General features: G+C 68.6%; 16 protein-coding genes. 12 read left to right on the plus strand and 4 right to left on the minus strand.

All coding sequences use genetic code 11. The features are described 5' to 3' along the window. Positions 1-62 precede the first annotated feature (62 nt). Positions 63-1,298 carry an SGNH/GDSL hydrolase family protein gene (locus GON04_RS08265; protein WP_157397438.1) on the plus strand — a complete coding sequence of 412 codons (1,236 nt, stop codon included), beginning with the start codon at positions 63-65 and terminating at the stop codon, positions 1,296-1,298. A 302-nt stretch (positions 1,299-1,600) separates the two neighbouring features. Next, a complete protein-coding gene (locus GON04_RS08270) occupies positions 1,601-2,215 on the plus strand; it encodes a LysE family transporter (protein WP_181653942.1) in 615 nt (204 codons plus the stop codon). Positions 2,216-2,278: 63 nt separating this feature from the next. Here GON04_RS08270 and GON04_RS08275 read toward each other — a convergent pair whose 3' ends face one another. Beyond that, positions 2,279-3,292, minus strand: coding sequence for an isopenicillin N synthase family dioxygenase (locus tag GON04_RS08275; RefSeq protein WP_181653943.1), 1,014 nt, complete (start codon positions 3,290-3,292; stop codon positions 2,279-2,281). Between the two features lie 227 nt (positions 3,293-3,519). On the opposite strand from GON04_RS08275, the gene GON04_RS08280 reads away from it, so the two are divergent. Further along, entirely contained in the window at positions 3,520-4,434 is a 915-nt protein-coding gene (locus GON04_RS08280; RefSeq protein WP_157397440.1) for a tripartite tricarboxylate transporter substrate-binding protein, read from the plus strand. Between the two features lie 38 nt (positions 4,435-4,472). Here the strand turns inward: GON04_RS08280 and GON04_RS08285 are convergent, their stop codons facing one another. After that, positions 4,473-5,204, minus strand: coding sequence for a TetR/AcrR family transcriptional regulator (locus GON04_RS08285; protein ID WP_198349236.1), 732 nt, complete (start codon positions 5,202-5,204; stop codon positions 4,473-4,475). A 142-nt stretch (positions 5,205-5,346) separates the two neighbouring features. Here GON04_RS08285 and GON04_RS08290 point away from each other — a divergent pair, with 142 nt between their 5' ends. Further along, positions 5,347-5,805, plus strand: coding sequence for a pyridoxamine 5'-phosphate oxidase family protein (locus GON04_RS08290; protein WP_157397442.1), 459 nt, complete (start codon positions 5,347-5,349; stop codon positions 5,803-5,805). A gap of 42 nt (positions 5,806-5,847) precedes the next feature. Here the strand turns inward: GON04_RS08290 and GON04_RS08295 are convergent, their stop codons facing one another. Next, on the minus strand, positions 5,848-7,548 hold the full coding sequence (locus GON04_RS08295) for an alpha-amylase family glycosyl hydrolase (protein ID WP_157397443.1): 1,701 nt from the start codon (positions 7,546-7,548) through the stop codon (positions 5,848-5,850). Here GON04_RS08295 and GON04_RS08300 point away from each other — a divergent pair. Continuing rightward, entirely contained in the window at positions 7,547-9,211 is a 1,665-nt protein-coding gene (locus GON04_RS08300) for an alpha-amylase family protein (protein ID WP_157397444.1), read from the plus strand. The genes GON04_RS08295 and GON04_RS08300 overlap by 2 nt on opposite strands. Before the next feature lie 87 nt (positions 9,212-9,298). On the opposite strand, the gene GON04_RS08305 is transcribed toward GON04_RS08300, so the two are convergent. Then, positions 9,299-10,306: a LacI family DNA-binding transcriptional regulator gene (locus tag GON04_RS08305; protein ID WP_157397445.1), complete on the minus strand. Its 1,008-nt coding sequence runs from the start codon at positions 10,304-10,306 to the stop codon at positions 9,299-9,301. Between the two features lie 160 nt (positions 10,307-10,466). On the opposite strand from GON04_RS08305, the gene GON04_RS08310 reads away from it, so the two are divergent. The 7 genes from GON04_RS08310 to GON04_RS08340 all read left to right on the plus strand — a co-directional run bounded on the left by GON04_RS08310 (position 10,467) and on the right by GON04_RS08340 (position 18,685). Beyond that, entirely contained in the window at positions 10,467-11,447 is a 981-nt protein-coding gene (locus GON04_RS08310) for a Bug family tripartite tricarboxylate transporter substrate binding protein (protein WP_157397446.1), read from the plus strand. Between the two features lie 21 nt (positions 11,448-11,468). Then, the gene (locus tag GON04_RS08315) at positions 11,469-12,788 is read left to right on the plus strand and encodes an amidohydrolase family protein (protein WP_157397447.1); all 1,320 of its coding nucleotides are present in this window, start codon (positions 11,469-11,471) and stop codon (positions 12,786-12,788) included. 242 nt (positions 12,789-13,030) lie between these two features. Beyond that, positions 13,031-13,825 carry an isocitrate lyase/PEP mutase family protein gene (locus GON04_RS08320; RefSeq protein WP_157398418.1) on the plus strand — a complete coding sequence of 265 codons (795 nt, stop codon included), beginning with the start codon at positions 13,031-13,033 and terminating at the stop codon, positions 13,823-13,825. A gap of 36 nt (positions 13,826-13,861) precedes the next feature. Further along, positions 13,862-14,875 carry a Bug family tripartite tricarboxylate transporter substrate binding protein gene (locus GON04_RS08325; protein WP_157397448.1) on the plus strand — a complete coding sequence of 338 codons (1,014 nt, stop codon included), beginning with the start codon at positions 13,862-13,864 and terminating at the stop codon, positions 14,873-14,875. A gap of 121 nt (positions 14,876-14,996) precedes the next feature. Next, the gene (locus tag GON04_RS08330; RefSeq protein WP_157397449.1) at positions 14,997-15,644 is read left to right on the plus strand and encodes a CoA transferase subunit A; all 648 of its coding nucleotides are present in this window, start codon (positions 14,997-14,999) and stop codon (positions 15,642-15,644) included. Between the two features lies 1 nt (position 15,645). After that, positions 15,646-16,299 carry a 3-oxoacid CoA-transferase subunit B gene (locus GON04_RS08335; RefSeq protein ID WP_157397450.1) on the plus strand — a complete coding sequence of 218 codons (654 nt, stop codon included), beginning with the start codon at positions 15,646-15,648 and terminating at the stop codon, positions 16,297-16,299. Positions 16,300-16,744: 445 nt separating this feature from the next. Next, positions 16,745-18,685 (plus strand): cytochrome c/FTR1 family iron permease, encoded by a 1,941-nt coding sequence (locus GON04_RS08340; protein ID WP_157397451.1) that lies wholly within the window; start codon positions 16,745-16,747, stop codon positions 18,683-18,685. Position 18,686: the final 1 nt, after the last annotated feature.

Consider the following 18,686-nt stretch of genomic DNA (forward strand, 5'->3'; position numbering starts at 1 on the left):
TTTTGACCCACCCGCGTCCAGCGCAACGTGGTCGTCACCCACCCCGCGGCTCGATGGCGCCCGTGCATCGAACGCTCCTGGCGGGCGGCCTGGGCACGCTCCTGCTCGCTGCCTGCGGCGGCGGCGGTGGTGGCAGCGACGGTCTTGGCAGCCAGCCCGCCGCGGTCGGTACGGCTGGCACGGGAGGGACGTCGGGCGCGGCGGGCGCCTCGACGATCGGCCCGGCACCCGCGTCGCCCGCCGCCAGCTCCGTGCTGACGGGTGTGTCCCGGCTGGTCGTGGCCGGCGACAGCCTCGCGGACGTGGGCACGTTCGGCTTCAAGTTCACGGTGCAGGATGCCGCCAACCCCGGTGGCTTTCCGGTGCTGCCGGAGCTGGTGGCGGCCGGGTTCGGCCTCTCCGGCTCATGCAGCTACTACATGGACAACGGGGCCGGCGGCACCGTGCCGCGCGGCGATGCCTCGTGCACGAACTTCGCGGTCGGCGGTGCGCGCATCTTCCGTGGCGACGGACCCAAGCGCATCACCGCGCAGCTGAGCGATGCCGGCGCGGCCATCGGCAGTTTCGGACGCGGCGACCTGGTCCTCGTGGATGGCGGCGGCAACGACGCGTCCGAACTGGCCGCCGCCTACGTGGCCGGCGTGACGAGCCGCACCGGCCTCCTGGCGTTCCTCGCCTTCCTGGGCCGCGAGGTCAGCGTGCGCGACCTGCTGTCCACCGTGCGCGGAGCCGACAGCCTGGCCCGCAGCGCCTTCCTGTACATGGAGGACGCCGCGGATACGCTCGCGGACGCGATCACGGTCCACGCGCTGGACCGGGGCGCGACGCGCGTCGCCGTGCTGAATATCCCCGACGTCACCCGCACCCCGCGCTTCGCCGCGGCCTTCGAGAAGCTGGTGCAGCAGGAAGGAGCCGACGAGGCCGCGGCCATCCAGGCGGCCGTGCGACAGGTCGTGGGCGCGTTCAACGCGCGGCTGCAGAGCCGGCTCGGGAACGACCCCCGCGTCGTGCTGGTCGACGTCCGCGCCGCCGTGGACGAGCAGATCGCGCGCGCCGCCGAGTTCGGCCTGAGCGATGTCATCCACGCCGCGTGCCCCGTGACGGGCCTCAGTTCCGTGGGGCTGCCGGAGTGGTCGCTGCAGACCTGCACCTCGGCGCTGCTGGACGCCTCGCCGGGCGCTGCCCCGGGATGGTGGGCGAGCTGGGCCTTTTCGGATGGCTTCCATCCCACCCCGGCGGGCCACCGCCAGCTGGCGGAGACCGTCACCCGCAGGCTGGCGGCCGCAGGCAGCCCGTGAGCACGCGATGACCCAGGTCGCCTGACACCGCGCGGAAGGCCACGGTCCGTCGCACCATGTTGGAGACCACGTCCACCAGCTCGTGCGAACCTATGTCGCGATGACGGATGCCGTGGCATCCATGCCAACGGATGCCGCCCACCACTTCGACGAGGCCGGGCTCCCAGGGCGCTCCCGCTGCGCTTGCCGCGTGTATGGGCATCGCGGACATGACAGATGACAGAGTGATCTGGAGAACTGTACTGGTCGTGTGTTGTCGTTCCAGATTACATTGACTGCATGCCCGAGCAAGTCCTGTTCTCGTGAACGCCGCCGAAATCACGGCGCTGCTGCTGTTCTGCACCGCCATGAGTTTTTCTCCCGGACCGAACACGACCCTGTCGACGGCGCTGGCGGCCAACCTGGGGCTGAAGCGCGCGCTGCGCTTTTGCCTGGCTGTGCCCACCGGCTGGACCCTGCTCATGGCCTGCAGCGGCCTGGGTCTCGGCGCCCTCGTGCTGGGCGCGCCTGCCCTGCGCTGGGCCATCAAGCTGCTGGGCGTGGCCTACATGCTGTGGCTGGCGTGGAAGCTCAGTCGCTCCGCCCAGCTTGCGCAGGCCAACGAACACCGGTTGAACGTGAGCTTCTGGCAGGGCGTGGGTTTGCAGTTCCTCAACATCAAGGCCTGGATGCTCGCGCTGACGTTGACCGCCGGCTGGGTGGTCAACGCCGCCGGCCGACCCGCGTCGAATCCGGGCGAGCGGCTGGCGATCATCTGCGCGATCATGGCCGTCTTCGCCTTCAGCAGCAATTTCGTCTATGCGCTGGTCGGCTCATTGCTGCGGGAGTGGCTCGCGCAGGGGCGCCGCCTGCTGCGGTTCAACCGCGTGCTCGCGCTGGTGCTGGTGGCCACGGCGGGCTGGATGCTGACCGTGTGAAGCCGCAGAAGATCGGGGGGCGGCAGTGAACCGGATGCCGGTGAGGGGGCCAGGACCAGGCGTCTACGAGGACGTCCGCCCGATGCCTGGATGGCTCCCCTCACCGACCGAGTAGACCTTCGTGTACCGGTTCGACAGGAGGGCACCCGACGTGATGGGGGGGTACTTCGCTCCCTCGCCGGCGCAACTCGGGATGCATTCGATCACTGCATCTTCGTCGGGCATGCAGAAGTACGGAACGGACATCCGGCTCGCGCGGGCCGCGACGTCCGACGGCGGATTGGCGACGCGATGCATGGTGGAGACGAAGCGGTCGTTGGTCCACCGCATCATGATGTCGCCGATGTTGACGATGAAGGTGTCGGGGACCTTGACCACGTCGATCCAGCTGCCGTCAGGCCGCTGCACCTGCAACCCGCCAGGCGCGTCGTCGATGCGCAGGATGGTGATCGCGGTGGTGTCGGTGTGGGCGGCCGCTCTCTCTTCACCGGCCTGCGGCGCGCGCTCCAGCGCCGGGTAGTGCATCACCCGCAGGATGCTGTTGTGCTGCCCGATGCGGTCCAGGAAGTAGGACCGCGGCACCTCCAGCGCGTCCGCGAAGATGCTCAGGATGGCGCGCGCCAGCCGCTCCATCTCGTGGTAGTACGCCGTCAGTTCCGTGCGCAGCCCGGTCGGCTGCTGCGGCCACAGGTTGGGCCGGGTCGAGGCGCCGCGGCTGTCGAGCGGGCCGATAGCGAAGCTCTCGTGCAGCGAGGGACGCAGCTTCTCGTCGCGGTCCTTGCCGATGGTCTTGACGCCCTGCGGCGAGTAGCCGCGGAACTCGGTTCCGGCGGGCTTTTCCACGGCCAGCTTGGCGGCGGCCGGAAGATCGAAGAAGGCGCGCGATTGTGAGTAGAGCTGGTCGACCAGCGCCGTCGGGACGCCGTGTCCCCGAACGACCAGGAAGCCGATGCTCTCGCAGGCGCGCTGGACCTGTTCGACGACGTCGCGGGTGCCGCGTGGGTCCCCCGCCAGGAACGGGCCGATGTCGATCACCGGGATGTCGATGGAAGCGGAGGCGTCAAGAACAGCGGCCATGGAAGCTCCTTTCCAATTAATGGACTGCATGCTACATAAATTGACCCGCCGTCGCAATCGACTCCTGCGGAAGAGCCGCGCCATGCATGGCTTGCACGCCGGCCGCAGACCGGGTAGGCTTTTATGGAACCGCTGCTACAGTTAATCGGCTGGGAGCGGAGCACCAGGAGGTGACAGTGGCTTTCACAAAGGTTCTTCTCGCATCCGTCGGCCTTGTGATCGCCTCCGTGGCGACAGCGGCGGAGTGGCAGCCCAAGCGCCCCATCAAGATCGTCGTGCCGTACGCAGCGGGAGGATCGGCCGACGCCATGGCCCGGGTGCTCGCCGAGAAGATGCAGGCCAGGCTGGGTCAGCCGGTGGTCGTCGACAACAAGCCGGGTGCGGGCACGGTCATCGGCGCCACGGCCGTCGCCCGCTCGCCCGCCGACGGCTACAACCTGCTGTTCGCGACGTCCACCACGCTGAGCATCGTGCCTCTGGTTCAGAAGCAGGTGCCGTATGCCGCGTCCGACTTCCTCCCGGTCGCCGGCATCATGTCCATGCCCTTCATGCTGGACGTCAACAAGGACGTACCGGTGACCACGCTGCAGGACCTCGTGGCCAAGTCGCGCGGCAAGCCCGGCCACTTCAACTACGGGACGCTGGGCAACGGAAGCTCGAACCACGTGCTGGGAGCCTTGCTGTCCAAGGCCGCGGGCGAGTCACTGGTGTCGGTGCACTACACCGGCGCCGCCCAGGCGCTCACCGCGCTGGCGCGGGGCGACGTGCACGTCTATTTCGACGGCATCCCGACCTCGATCCACAAGGTGGCCAGCGGGGAGTACAAGGCATTGGCCGTCACGAGCAAGACGCGGGTGCCCGGGGCCCCCGACGTGCCAACCGTGTTCGAGCAAGGCTTGCCCGAACTGGGCCTGACAGTCTGGTACGGGCTCGTCGCGCCGGCCGGCACGCCCAGGGACGTCGTCACGACGCTCAATGCGGTCGTGCAGTCGGCCGTCTCGGACGAGCGCGTTTCGGCCCTCATCACCCGCGACGGATCGCAGCCGCTGCAGCTCGACCCGCAGGGGTTCCAGCAGCTGATCGACCAGGACGCCGCCGCCTGGCGCGACGCCTTCGGCAAGCTCAAACTCAAGCTGGAGTGACGCCGCTCCGGATGGGGGCAGAACCCGCTGAAGGGCTGTCAGGCGGCCTTCTTCTCGAGGACGCGAAGCACCGCGTCGGAGACGAAGGCCGTCCACTGCGCGTGGGCCTCGTCGTCCAGGGATTCGCCCAGGAAGCGCGATAGCGTGAACCGGTTGGACACGAAGAAGTAGCCTGACGCGAGGATCATCAGGTAGACGTGGCGCGCCTTGACGCCGCGCCGGAACACGCCCGTTCTTTGGCCTTCGGCCACGATGGCGTGGACCCTGGCCAGGATGGGTGACGCCGCGCCCCCCGGTTCCGCCGGCCGGCGCTTGGCCAGGTGCATGCCTTTGTGCATGTTCTCGTTGTTGAGCAGCACGATGAGCTCGGGATGCGCGCGGTAGTAGTCGAAGATGAACCGCACGATCTTGGCAACGGCCTTCCTGGGTTCGGCGAGGTCGATCTCGACGGCCTCCTCGGCGGCGCCCATCTGCCGGTACATCTCCTCAAGCGCGGCGTTGTAGAGACCCTGCTTGCTCCCGAAGTAGTAGTAGACCATCCGATCCACCGAGTTCGCTTCCAGGGAGATCTTCTCGATGCTGCCGGCGTCGTAGCCGTGGCGCGAGAACACCTTGATCGCGCCGTTCAGGATGGCGCTCCTGGTTTTCTGGCTCGCGGGATCGAGCCTTGGTCGGCCCCTGCCTCGCTTCTCGGGCAGCGCCTCCGAGGAAACCAGGTTCTGATCGGCTTTCACGGGCATGACAAATTCATTCCGGTCGCAGTTTGCCATGGCCGCTGTGTTGGGCAGCCTGGATCGTCCCTGCCCCGCTGCGCGATCAGTCCGGACATCAGTCCTGACGAACATCAAACGCACGCCATTCCGGAAGTAGCACGATGTCCGCGCCTCCGCCCCCTGCGGACATGGAGCTCCTATGGATGAATCGCTCAAGCAGAAGATCCTGGCCTTGCTCGACGGGCACAGGATCATGACCCTTGCGACACTGCGCCCAGATGGCTGGCCGCAGGCGACAACGGTGGGCTACGTGAGCCAAGGATTGACGCTATGGTTCCTGTGTGGCCGCGAGAGCCAGAAGGCCAGAAATCTGGCGCTGGACAACCGCGTGTCCCTCACGATCGACCACGACACCGCTGACCTCATGGCGATCACCGGTCTGTCCATGGCGGCGCGGGCCCACCGCGTGACCGATCGCGCCGAGGCCGAGAAAGTGCTTCGGATGCTTCCGATGAAGTACCCGGATGCGACGCCGGAGACCGCCAGCATGAAAATGCCCACCGCAGACGAAGTCGCCCTCTTCCGCGTGGAACCTGAAGTCATCTCGGTGCTGGACTACGCCAAGGGGTTCGCTCACACGGACCTCGTCGCGTGCTGAGGGCGCTGGGCGTGCGCGCGCAACAACGCATTCGACACGGACCTATGCAAACGCAGCGACACCCGAGCTCGCCCGCCTTCCGAGAATCAGTCCTTCTTCAGGCCGCAACGTGATCGTTGCAGCGACGGACTCATCGCGGTCGAGCCCGGTCGAGAGCAACACCTGCAGCGGCAGCGGCACCGGGATGCGCGAAAGCGCGCCCATGTCGACCGACGCGCTGGTTGCGCCGAAATTGAGCAGCACGACCATGCGCTGCGCGCCATCGCCGCGCGCGTACAGCAGCACGTTTCCCTGCACGCCAAGCGGCACCCAGCTGCCCTCGTGCAGCGCTGGCTGGCTTCGGCGCAACGCGAGCAGCCGGCGGTAAAGCTGCAGCATGGAATGGGGTTCGGCCAACTGCCGGTCGACCGCGCGTTCGTTAGCGTCGTCCCCCATTCGCAGCCAAGGCCGACCGGTGGTGAAGCCCGCTGCAATCGCCCCCGTGCTCCAGGGCATCGGCGTGCGCTGCGGGTCGCGGCCCAGGCCGTGGCCCGGCACCCGGCGCTCGAGCGGGTCCTGCACTTCGGCGATCGGGATCGGCACGTCGGTCATGCCCAGTTCATCGCCATAGTAGAGAGTCGGGGTGCCACGCAGGGTCAGCAGCAGCATGGCAGCGAGGCGTGCCGCGCCGCCCCCGATCCGGCTGGCAATGCGCGACTTGTCGTGGTTGCCGATGACCCAGTTGGGCGACGCCCCGGCCGGCAGTGCGGCCTCGTATTCGCGCACCAGTCGGTCGATCGCCTCGGCTTGCCACTCGGCGCCGATGAGGTGGAAATTGAAGGGCAGTTGCGCGCCACGCAGCACACCGGCCGCATCCATGCCGTAGTAGCTCATCAGCCGTTGCACCGGCAGGTAGAGCTCACCGATCAGTACGCGTGCCGAAGCGGGCGTGCCGAATTCGTCGAGCACGCGGCGCATCTCCAGGACGATGTCCTGGACCTCGGGGCGGTCGGCGGTGTATTCGGGCAGCAGCCGGTGCGCCGGGTCGCCGCCCGGTGCGAACGCCGGGTTGATGGGGTTGTCGCGGAACCCCTCGTCCTTGATCAGGTGATAGATCACGTCGACGCGAAATCCGTCGACGCCGCGCCGCAGCCAGAAGCGCATCACGTCGTACATCGCGGCACGCACGTCGGGGTGCCGCCAGTTCAGGTCGGGCTGCTCCTTCAGGAACATGTGCGCGTAATACTGGCCGGAGCCGGCATCGAATGTCCACGCCGGACCGCCGAAATTGCTGAGCCAGTTGTTCGGCGGGCCGCCATCGGGGGCGGGGTCTCGCCACAGATACCAGTCGCGCTTCGGGTTGGTCTTGCTGCTGCGGCTCTGCACGAACCAGGGGTGCAGGTCGGAGGTGTGGTTCGGGACGAGGTCGAGGATGACGCGCAAGCCGATCGCCTTCGCCTCGGCCACCAGCGCATCGAAGTCGGCCAGCGTGCCGAAGCGCGGATCGACATCGCAATAGTCGGCCACGTCATAGCCGAAGTCCGCCATCGGCGATGGATAGAACGGCGAGATCCAAACGGCGTCAACGCCCAACGCGGCGAGGTAGCCCAGCCGCTGGCGGATGCCGGCCAGGTCGCCGATGCCATCGCCGTCGCTATCCTGGAACGAACGCGGGTAGATTTGGTAGATCACCCCGCTCTTCCACCACGCGTCGGGTGAGACGACCTCCTGGGCAGACCTACGTTCAGCGGACAGCAGACTCATGATCAACGACCTCTGGTACAAGAACTCGATCGTCTACTGCCTGTCGGTGGGCACCTTCATGGACAGCAACGGCGACGGCGTCGGCGATTTCCAGGGGCTCGCGCGCCGGCTAGATTATCTGCACGGGCTGGGCGTCACCACGCTCTGGCTGATGCCGTTCCAGACCTCGCCGGGACGCGACGACGGCTATGACATCGCGGATTACTACAACGTCGACCCCCGCTTTGGCACGCTCGGCGATTTCGTCGAGTTCACGCACGGGGCCAAGCAGCGCGGCATGCGCGTGCTGATCGACCTCGTCGTCAACCACACGTCGGATCAGCATCCGTGGTTTCTCGCCGCGCGGGCCAATGCGGAATCGAAGTACCGCGACTGGTACGTGTGGGCCGATCGCAAGCCCGCTCACGCCGACGACGGCGTCGTCTTCCCTGGAGTGCAGAAGTCGACCTGGAGCTTCGACAAAGTCGCGCGGCGCTGGTACTTCCACCGCTTCTACGAGTTCCAGCCCGACCTGAACACCGCCAATCCACTGGTGCAGGCCGAGATCCTCAAGATCATGGGCTTCTGGACGCAGCTGGGCGTGTCGGGCTTCCGAATGGACGCGGTGCCGTTCGTGATCGCCGCAAAAGGCGCCGAGGTGAAGAAGCCGAAATCGCAGTTCGACATGTTGCGCACGTTTCGCGAGCTGCTGCAGTGGCGCCAGGGCGACTCGATCATCCTCGGCGAGGCCAATGTGCTGCCCCGGGACGACCTCGAATACTTTGGCGAGGCCGGCGAGCGGTTGCAGATGATGTTCAACTTCCAGGTCAACCAGAACCTCTTCTACGCGCTCGCGGCCGCCGACACCCGGCCGCTGATCAAGGCGCTGGCCGCGACCGAGCCAAGGCCCGCAACGTCGCAATGGGGCATGTTCCTGCGCAACCACGACGAGCTCGATCTCGGCCGCCTCACGCCCAGGCAGCGCCAGCGCGTGTTCGACGCGTTCGCACCCGATTCCGACATGCAGCTTTACGAGCGCGGCATTCGCCGCCGCCTCGCGCCGATGCTGCACGGCGATCGGCCACGCCTGGAGCTTGCCTACAGCTTGATGCTGACGTTGCCCGGCACGCCGGTGCTGCGCTACGGTGACGAGATTGGCATGGGGGACGATCTGTCACTCCCCGAGCGAAACTGCGCGCGCACGCCGATGCAGTGGTCCGACGAGCCGCACGGCGGCTTCACCACCGCTGCGCGGCCCGTGCTGCCGGTCATCTCGAGCGGCCCCTACGGCTTCCAGCACCTGAATGTCGCGGCGCAGCGGCGCGATCCGAACTCGCTGCTCAATTGGCTCGAGCGCATGTGCCGCATGCGCAAGGAGGTGCCCGAGGTCGGCTGGGGCCGCTTCGTCGTGCTGCAGTGCGAAAACGCGGCGATCCTGCTGCTGCGCTACGAATGGCGCAACAACGCGGTCCTGTTCGTGCACAACCTCGCCGACGAGCCGATCGAGTTGAGCTTCCCGGCGCAGGTCTCCCATGACCGCTCCGGCCTGTTGGTGAACCTGCTGTCGGAGGACCACAGTGTGGCCGGCACCGACGGGAAACATCGCCTGCAGATCGAGCGCTACGGGTACCGCTGGTTCCGTGTCGGCGGACTGGACTACCTGCTCCAGCGCAGCGAGGTTTGATTCGCGTTCGCGGGCTACCTACGGGGCATCGTGAAGCGCGATGCTGACCCAACGCGGCGCGATTGTGTGACTGGGTTCCAGCGAGGTCTAGAGACTGTGGCGGAATACGATCTCGTACGGAACCTGGCGCACCGGCGAGTCGATGCGGCCGGTCTCGATCTTCTGCACCAGCATCTCGCCGGCCGCGCGGCCGATCGCGGCGCCATTCGTCTTCACGGTGGTCAATCCCGGCGGCACTTCGGCGGCGATCTCGAAGTCGCCGTATCCAGCGACTGAGAACTGCTCCGGCACGCTCCAGCCCCTGCGCATGCATTCGAACAACGCTCCCGCCGCGAGCACGTCCGTCACGCAGCACAGGCCTTGCAGCTTGGGTTCCTTGCGAACGAGCGCATCCAGTGCCAGCCGGCCTCCCGCGAACCCGGCGTTTTCTGGTGCGAGAAAGAGCAGGTCACTGCGCAAGCCCGCGTCCTTCATCGCCTGCTGGAAACCGCGCTGGCGCTGCAGGTGGCGGTCGCTGGTCGCCTCAAAGCCGGCCCAGCCGACATGGCGCAGTCCCTTCTTGACCAGCAGCTGCGCGATGTCGCGCGCGGCGTCGAAGAGCGAGAAGCCGACGGCCATGTCGAGGCCTGGCTTCGGAGCGATCCAGGTCTCGACCACGGGCACGCCGGCATGCCGGATGAGGGCGATGCTCTCCTTGCTGTGCTCGCCACCGGTCAGGACGATTCCCCCCGGCTGCCGCCCCAGAAGGTTGCGAAGGACGATTTCTTCTCGCGCCGGGTCTTCCGCGACGGCGAGCAGCAACTCATAGCCGCGCGAGTGCAGGTAGTCGCCCAGTCCCTGCAGCGTCGTGGCGAAGTTGGAATTGCGCAGCGACGGCACCAGGGCCGCGACCATGCGGCTACTGCCGGATGCGAGGCTGCTCGCGATCAGGTTGGGAACGTACCCCACGGCCGCAGCCGCGTCCATGACCTTCTTGCGGGTGTCCGCATGGACCTTGTGCGGCTGCTTGAAGCAGTTCGACACGGTCATCAGCGAGACGCCCGCGGCATTCGCCAGGTCGGTCATCGTTGGCTTGCGCCGTGTGACTGCGGTCATCGCGCCTTTCTCGATGGTTGCTCCAATTGATTTTAGCGCTATAATTTTTTCAGCCCTGCCCCGTCGGCCGGCGGCTCTCTAGGAGAGGGAAACGCTTCTGACAGGCGGGGTTCTTTCTCACTAAAATTGTAGCGCTACAAGCAACGCACTGGACGCAAGCATGAAACCCTTTCTCCGAACCCTCGCCCTGTGCGCGCTTGCCGCGGCATCGGCTCCCGCCTTCAGCCAGGCTTACCCCAACAAGATGATCAAGATCGTCGTGCCGTTCCCGGGCGGCAGCGACCTGGACCCGATTGCGCGCGGCCTGGGCGACCACTTCCGCACGGCGTGGGGGCAGCCTTTCATCGTCGACAACAAGCCCGGCGCCAACGCGATGATCGGCACCGGCTACGTCGCGAAAAGCCCGGCCGACGGCTACACGCTGATGATTTGCTCGCCGGCCCCGATGACGATCAACCCGAACCTGTACCCGAAGGCGAATGTGCCGTACACGGTCGGCAAGGACATCGTTCCGGTGTCCCTGATCGGCACCACACCGATGGTGCTGGTGGCCGGCGCACGGATGCCGGTGAAGAACTACGCGGAGTTCGCCTCCTACCTGAAGGCGAACCAGGGCAAGGTCTTCTATGCGTCGGGCGGCACCGGCAACCTCACGCACCTCGTCGCCGAGGTCTTCCTGCACCAGGCGGGCCTGTCGGCCACGCACACGCCGTACAAAGGCGGCGCGGCAGCGATCACCGACCTGATCGGCGGTCACGTGGACTTCTACTTCAACCCGCTCCCGTCGGCGCGCACCTACCTCACCGCGCAGGCGGACAAGGTCAAGCCGATCGCCGTCACCTCGCTCGAGCGGTCGCCCTACTTGCCGGACGTGCCCACGCTGAACGAGCTCGGCATCAAGGGCTTCGAGATCAATTCCTGGTACGGTTTGTGCGCGCCCGGCGACACGCCCAAGGACATCCTGTCCAAGCTGAGCGCGGAGACCGCGAAGGCGCTTGCCGGCGGCGAACTGCCGGACAAGTTGCGCGCCGTGGGCACGACACCGCGTGCCAGTACCCCCGAGCAGTTCGCGAGCCAGATCCGCCGCGAAAGCGCGCAGTGGGCCACGATCATCAAGGACAAGGACATCAAGGCCGACTGACGGCCGGATGAACGCACAGCCATGGCAATCCCCGACATCACCAGTGGTCTCCCCGCGATCGACCATCACTCGCACGCGTCGATGGCGCGCCCCCGCACGATCCTGCAGATTGAAAAGCAGTTCTCGACCGCGCACCTCGAGACCAACGTGCCGCCGGAGGTGTTCGACGCGTACATCACCGCGCGCAACCGGGGTGACACCGCCACGCTGGAAAGGCTCCAGGCCGAGCACCAAACGGAGACGATTCTTGAAGAAGGCGTGAAGTTCCGCTCGACGACCTTCTTCGCGACGGCGCTGCGCGAAGGCGCCCGCCAGCTCTACGGGCCCGGCGGCAGCTGGGACGACCAGATGCTCGTGGCGCGCGAGTGGGCCGCGAAATCACCGTCTTTCGGGTATGACCAGGCTTGCCACGTGGCGAACACGCCGATCGTGCTGGCCGATGTGTCGGCACTCGACCGCGACATCTGGGACCGCAAGCGCTATCGCCAGGTCATGCGGATCGACCCGTACGTTTATCCATTCCATGACGGCCAGACGACGATGCGCGGCATGGAGTTCCAGCGGTTCCACGCCGGCTTCGCCACCGTGTTGCGATCGGAGCTCAGGCGCGTGGGCATGGACGCGCCGCCTGCGAACTTCGACCAGTACCTGCAGTTCATGGACGCGTCCATCGAGCGACGCGTCCACGAAGGAGCCATCTCGCTCAAGATCGCGTCAGCTTACGTGCGGGGCATCGACTTCGAGCCGGCTACGTACGCGGATGCCAGCGCCGTCTACGGGGCGCTCGCTGCGGGCCAAGCCGCCGACCGCCGCACGATGGAGAACTTCCTCGTGCGGCGTGCCTGCCAGTACGCCGCGGACAAGCAAATGCCGGTGCAGGTGCACGTGGGCATGGGCCACCCGGAGCCGGGGATGATCGTCGGCAACGGCGCGCCGTTTCTACTGGAACCGCTGCTGCAGACCCGTTCGCTGAACCGCCTGAAGATCTGCCTGCTGCACGGCGCGTATCCCTTCTCGAGCGACTTGGCGTCACTCGTGCAGACCTACGGCAACCTGTACCTCGACTTCTCGTGGATGCCTTACCTGCACCACGCGTACCTGCGCTCCAAACTCACCGAGTGGCTGGAGATCCTGCCGGCGAACAAGCTGCTGTACGGATCTGATGCCGGGGCGCCCGAGTTCCACGTCGCCGCGGCGAGCTACGCACGCCAGGCCTTGAACCACGTGCTGAACGACGGCGTCGAGCGCGGCGTGTGGAACACCACGCAGGTCGACTGGCTCGCGCGCCGGATTATGTACGAGAACACCGCCGACATCTACGGCCTTGAAGCCGTGTCTTAGTCTGCACCCGGGGCGACTTGCCCCCCTCCATCACTGCACCGAACTCGTGATTGCGCGCCAGCGCTGCCACGGTCGGGTTGGGGGAGTCCACCGCCGCACACCTGCCCCTCAGGGTTCCCCGCAGGCGTCGGCGGCCCGGTGGCGCTCTAGGATCGCCCGATGCCCTCGCCCACCGCTGCCCTGTCCCTAGCCGAACGGCTGCGCGGGCCCGGCCTCGCGTCGTGGCGCCGGGCGTGCACGACATGGTCTCGCTGCGGCTGGCCGACAGCTTCGGCTTCGACGCGCTCTACATGACCGGCTTTGGCACCGTGGCCAGCCACCTGGGCCTGCCCGACGCCGGCATCGCCACCTACACCGACATGGTCCAGCGGGTGCGCGCCATGGCCTCGATGGCGCGCGCGCCCCTGATCGCCGATGGCGACACCGGCTATGGCGGCCTGCTGAACGTGGCCCACACGGTGCGCGGCTACGAGGCCGCCGGCGCGGCCGCCATCCAGCTGGAAGACCAGGAATTTCCCAAGAAATGCGGCCACACGCCGGGCCGGCGGGTGGTGCCGATGGCCGACATGGTGCGCAAGATCAAGGTCGCCTGCGAGGCCCGCACCCGCAGCGACTTCCTCGTCATCGCCCGCACCGACGCGCGCACCACGCTCGGCCTGGACGAGGCGCTGCGCCGCGCCGAAGCCTATGCGGGCGCCGGCGCCGACATCCTGTTCGTCGAGTCGCCCGAGTCGGCCGAGGAGATGCGCGCCATCGGCCGCAGCACCCACCTGCCGCTGGTGGCCAACATGGTCGAGGGTGGCCGCACGCCGGTCCTGTCGCAGGCCGAGCTGGAAGCCATCGGCTACCGCCTCGCCATCTTCCCGGTCACGGCCCTGCTGGCGGCCACCGAGGCCATGCGCGCGGGCTACGCCCACCTGCGCGGCCAGGGCTCGTCGGCCGGGCTGGCCACGCCGCTGATGCCGTTCGGCGACCTGACGCGCCTGATGGGATTCGAGGAGGTCTGGGAGTTCGACCGCCGCCACGCCGAACCCTGAGCCCGTCGCCACCCGTACACAACTCCAGGAGACTGCATGCAACCCGCATTCCGCCGCGCCCGCGGACTTCCCCGCCGCCACTGGCTGGCCGCCGCCGCGCTGGCCGCGGCCACGCTGGGCCTCGCGCCGGTACCGGCCGCCGCCCAGGACGGCTGGCCGTCCCGGCCGATCCGGCTCGTGGTGCCGTTCACTCCGGGCGGCGTCACCGACACCAGCGGGCGCGTGGTCGCCGAATTCCTCGGCCGCCGGCTCGGCCAGCAGGTAGTGGTGGACAACAAGCCCGGCGCATCCGGCAACATCGGCACGGCGCTGGTCAAGGACGCGGCGCCCGATGGCTACACCCTGGTGCTCGGCTTCGACGGCACCATGGTGATCAACCCCCACGTGTTCGCCAAGCTGCCGTTCGACACCCTCAAGGACTTCACGCCGATCGGCAAGATCGGCAACGCGACGCTGATCCTGGTGGCCAACCCGGATGCACCGGTCAAGTCGCTGGCCGACCTGGTCGGCGTGTCCAAGGCCACCGCCGGCGGCCTGTCGTTCGGCACCTCGGGCACCGGCGGCACGCCCCACATCGCCGGCGAACTGCTCAAGCTGCGCACCGGCGCCAACCTCACCCACGTGCCCTACAAGGGCGGCGGCCAGGCCCTCACCGACGTGGTCGGCGGCAACATCCCGCTGGTCTACACGGCAATCGCCGGCGCCCATGGCTTCGTCAAGAGCGGCAAGCTGCGGGCGCTGGGCGTGTCCAGCGCCAAGCGGTCCCCGGCCCTGCCCGACGTGCCGACCTTCAGCGAGGCCGGCGTTCCCGATTTCGTCGTCGACTCCTGGGTCGGCCTGCTGGCGCCGGCCGGGCTGCCGCCGGCGATCGCGACCCGGCTGACCACCGAACTGAACGCGGTGCTGAACGACCCCGAGGCGCGCGACAAGTTGCGCACGCTGGGCATCGAGGCCAGCCCCGGCACGGCGGCCCAGTTCCGCGAGGAGATGGCCCGTGACCTCGGCCGCTACGGCCAGGTGGTGAAGGCGGCCGGCATCAAGATCGACTGACCCCGCGCCGACCCGGCGCCCTTCCGCACCCTGGGACCAAGGTCCAATGGGTGGCCGGCGCGGCCGGGCCTAAGGTCTGCCGGTGGGCGCGGCGATCCGCCGTCCCGCGCGGAGGCCAGAGATGCAGACGACGACAGCGGAAGAGGTGGCGGCCCGCATCCCGGACGGGGCCAGCCTCATGATCGGCGGCTTCATGGGCGTGGGCTCGCCCGAGCGGGTGATCGACGAACTGGTGCGCCAGGGCCGCCGCGACCTCACCGTCATCGCCAACGACAGCGCCGTGCCGGGCGTGGGCATCGGCAAGCTGGTGAGCGCCAGGGCGCTGAGCCGGCTCATCGCCAGCCACATCGGCCTGAACCCCGAGACGCAGCAGCAGATGATCGCGGGCACCATGCAGGTCGACCTGGTGCCGCAGGGCACGCTGATCGAGCGCATCCGCTCGGCCGGCTGCGGCCTGGGCGGCGTGCTCACGCCCACCGGGGTCGGCACGGTGGTCGAGGAGGGCAAGCGCCGCATCGAGGTCGACGGCAAGCCCTACCTGCTGGAGACCGCGCTGCATGCCGACTTCGCGCTGGTGCAGGCGTTCATGGCCGACTACCTGGGCAACCTGGTGTACGCGCTCACCGCCCGCAATTTCAACCCGGTCATCGCGCTGGCGGGGCGCACCGTGGTCGCCGAAGTCGAGCAGATCGTGCCGATCGGCATGATCCCGCCGGACCACGTGGTCACGCCCGCCGTGCTGGTCGACCTCCTGGTCGCGAGGGGCTGACATGGACGCCCAGACGCTCATCGCCCGGCGCATCGCGCTGGAACTGCAGGACGGCATGCTGGTCAACCTCGGCATCGGCATCCCCACCCTGGTGGCTGGCTACGTGCCGCGCGACATCACGGTGTTCTTCCAGTCCGAGAACGGTCTGATCGGCACCGGTCCGATCCCGGAAGGCGCCATGGCCCAGCCGCGCCTGACCGACGCGGGCGGCCGGCCGGTGACCGCCATCCCCGGTGCCTGCACCTTCGACAGCGCCATGTCGTTCGGCCTGATCCGCGGCGGCCACGTCGACATGACCGTGCTGGGCGGCCTGCAGGTGGATGGCAGCGGCCTGCTCGCCAACTGGATGATCCCCGGCAAGATGGTGCCGGGCATGGGCGGCGCGATGGACCTGGTGACCGGCGCGCGGCGGGTGGTGGTGGCCATGCAGCACACCGCCAAGGGCAAGCCCAAGATCGTCGAGCGCTGCTCGCTGCCGCTGACCTCGGCCCGCCCGGTCGACCTGGTGGTCACGGAGCTGGCCGTGCTGGCGCTGCGCGACGGGCGGCTGCAACTGGTGGAGACAGCGCCCGGCGTCAGTGTCGAGCAGGTGCTGGCGGCCACCGAAGCCCGGCTGGACATCGCACCCGACGTGCGGCCGATGGCGCTTCCGTGAGCGCCGCGCGGTAGCTCAGGCGCCACGCCCCCGTTCATCGGTCGCGCACGGTCGGGCGCGGACCCGCGCACGACTTTCCGATCCTCACTGAACCACGCCCGGCGGCGTGAGCCGGCGCGTCGCCGCCTCCGCCGGCGCCAGCAAGACAGGCCCGCCGTCCAGCCCGCACCACTGCTGCTGCAGCCGCGACGCCACGGCCGGACCTGTCGGGCCTGCACCTGAAATCTAAATACGAATTGTTCTCATATACTCACCGTGTCAGGACTGGACGACCTCGGCAAGCTGCCGTCCCGTCCAGTTGCAGCCAGCCGCCATCCCGCCCGAACGTGAACCACGACATGTCCAGCCCCACCCCGGCGGCCGCCGCCGCTGTCTTCCTGGTCGCGATCAGTGGCTGGTGCGCCAGCCCGGCCCGCACGCCGGCACCGTCCATCGAGGACGCTTCATGAACGCATTCCGCGTGCTGCGGCGCCTGGCGCTGCTGCTCCTCCCCCTGCTCGTCGGCGTGTCGGCCCTGGCGGCCGCGGCCGACGACGAGAAGGCCCAGACCATCATCCACATGCTGGACTACGTGGGCGTCGACTACCCCGACACCGTGCGCGACGGCCGGGTGCAGGACGCCGGCGAATACCAGGAACAGCGCGAATTCGCCGGCCAGGTCGTGGCCCTGCTGGAGCAGCTGCCGCCGGTCGCGGGCAAGGACGCTCTCCTGCAGCAGGCCCGCGCCCTCCTCGGCCGCATCAACGCCAAGGCACCGGGCGGCGAGGTGTCCGGCATCGCCCGCACCCTGGGCGCCGAGCTGGTCCGGTTGTACGGCGTGGCCGTGGCGCCCCGGCAGGCGCCCGACCTGGCGCGCGCCGCCACCCTGTTCCAGGCGCAGTGCGCGGCCTGCCACGGACCGCAAGGCCGCGGCGACGGGCCGGCGGCCAAGGACCTGGACCCGGCGCCGAGCAACTTCCACGACGCCGCCCGCATGGACAAGCGCAGCGTCTACGGCCTGTACAACACCGTGACGCTGGGCGTGCGCGGAACGCCGATGCGCGCCTTCACCGAGCTGCCGGAGGCGGACCGCTGGGCCCTGGCATTCCTCGTGGCCGGACTGCGCCACGCGCCGGAGCGCCAGGCGCAGGGCGAGGCGCTGTGGCGCCAGGGCGTCGGCAAGGCCGAGATGGGCGACCTGCGCCGCCTGGTCACCACCACGCCGGCCGAGCAGGCGCGCACCAATGGACCCGACCTGGGCGCGGTGCAGGCCTACCTGCTCGCCCATCCGGCCACCCTCGCCGGGGCAGGGCCGGCGCCGCTGGTGGTGGCGCGCCAGAAGCTGGCCGAGGCCCTGGCCGCCTACCGCGGCGGCGACCGTGCGGCCGCGCGCCAGCTCGGCATCACCGCCTACCTGGAGGGCTTCGAGCTGGTCGAGGCCGGCCTCGACAACGTGGACCCAGGCCTGCGCCAGAAGATCGAGCAGGCCATGATGGCCGTGCGCTCCGACATCGACGCGGCCCGCCCCGTCGCGGCGCTGGAGGCCCGCGTGCAGCAGGCGCTGACCCTGCTGGACGAGGCCGACCGCAAGCTCGCCGAGGGCGAGATGTCGCCCGCGACCGCCTTCACCAGCTCGCTGCTGATCCTGCTGCGCGAAGGCCTGGAGGCCATCCTGGTGCTGGCGGCCATCATCGCCTTCGTGCGCAAGACCGGCCGCACCGATGCGCTGCCCTACATCCACGCCGGCTGGGTGGCGGCCGTGCTGCTGGGCGTGGCCACCTGGTTCGCGGCCAACCGCTTCCTGTCCGTCTCGGGCGCCAGCCGCGAGCTGACCGAGGGCTTCTCGGCGCTGCTGGCGGCCGGCATGCTGCTGTATGTCGGCCTGTGGCTGCACAACCGCTCGCACGCGCAGGCCTGGCAGACCTTCATCCGCGACCAGGTCGCCGGCGCGCTGGCCAAGCGCACCCTGTGGGCGATGGCCAGCATCTCGTTCCTGGCCGTCTACCGGGAGCTGTTCGAGATCATCCTGTTCTACGAGACGCTGCTGGCGCAGGCCGGCGAGGCGCGCCGGCCGCATGTGCTGGGCGGCATCGGGGCCAGCCTGGTGCTGCTGGCGCTGTTCGGCGGCCTGATCCTGAAGTACAGCGTGCGGCTGCCGATCGGCCTGTTCTTCGCCGCCACCTCCTGGCTGCTGGTCCTGATGGCGGTGATCTTCGTCGGCCACGGCATCGCGGCGCTCCAGGAAGCGGGGCTGCTGACCTCGACGCCGATCGACTTCGTCGCGGTGCCGCTGCTGGGCGTGCATCCCAACCTGCAGGGCCTCGCCGCCCAGGGCGCGATGCTGGCGCTGACCGTGTGCGCGCTCCTGATGGGGCGACGCGCCCCCACCCGCCAACCGGGTCGGTGAT

This window comes from Ramlibacter pinisoli, from assembly GCF_009758015.1.
Taxonomy (GTDB): Bacteria; Pseudomonadota; Gammaproteobacteria; order Burkholderiales; family Burkholderiaceae_C; genus Ramlibacter; species Ramlibacter pinisoli.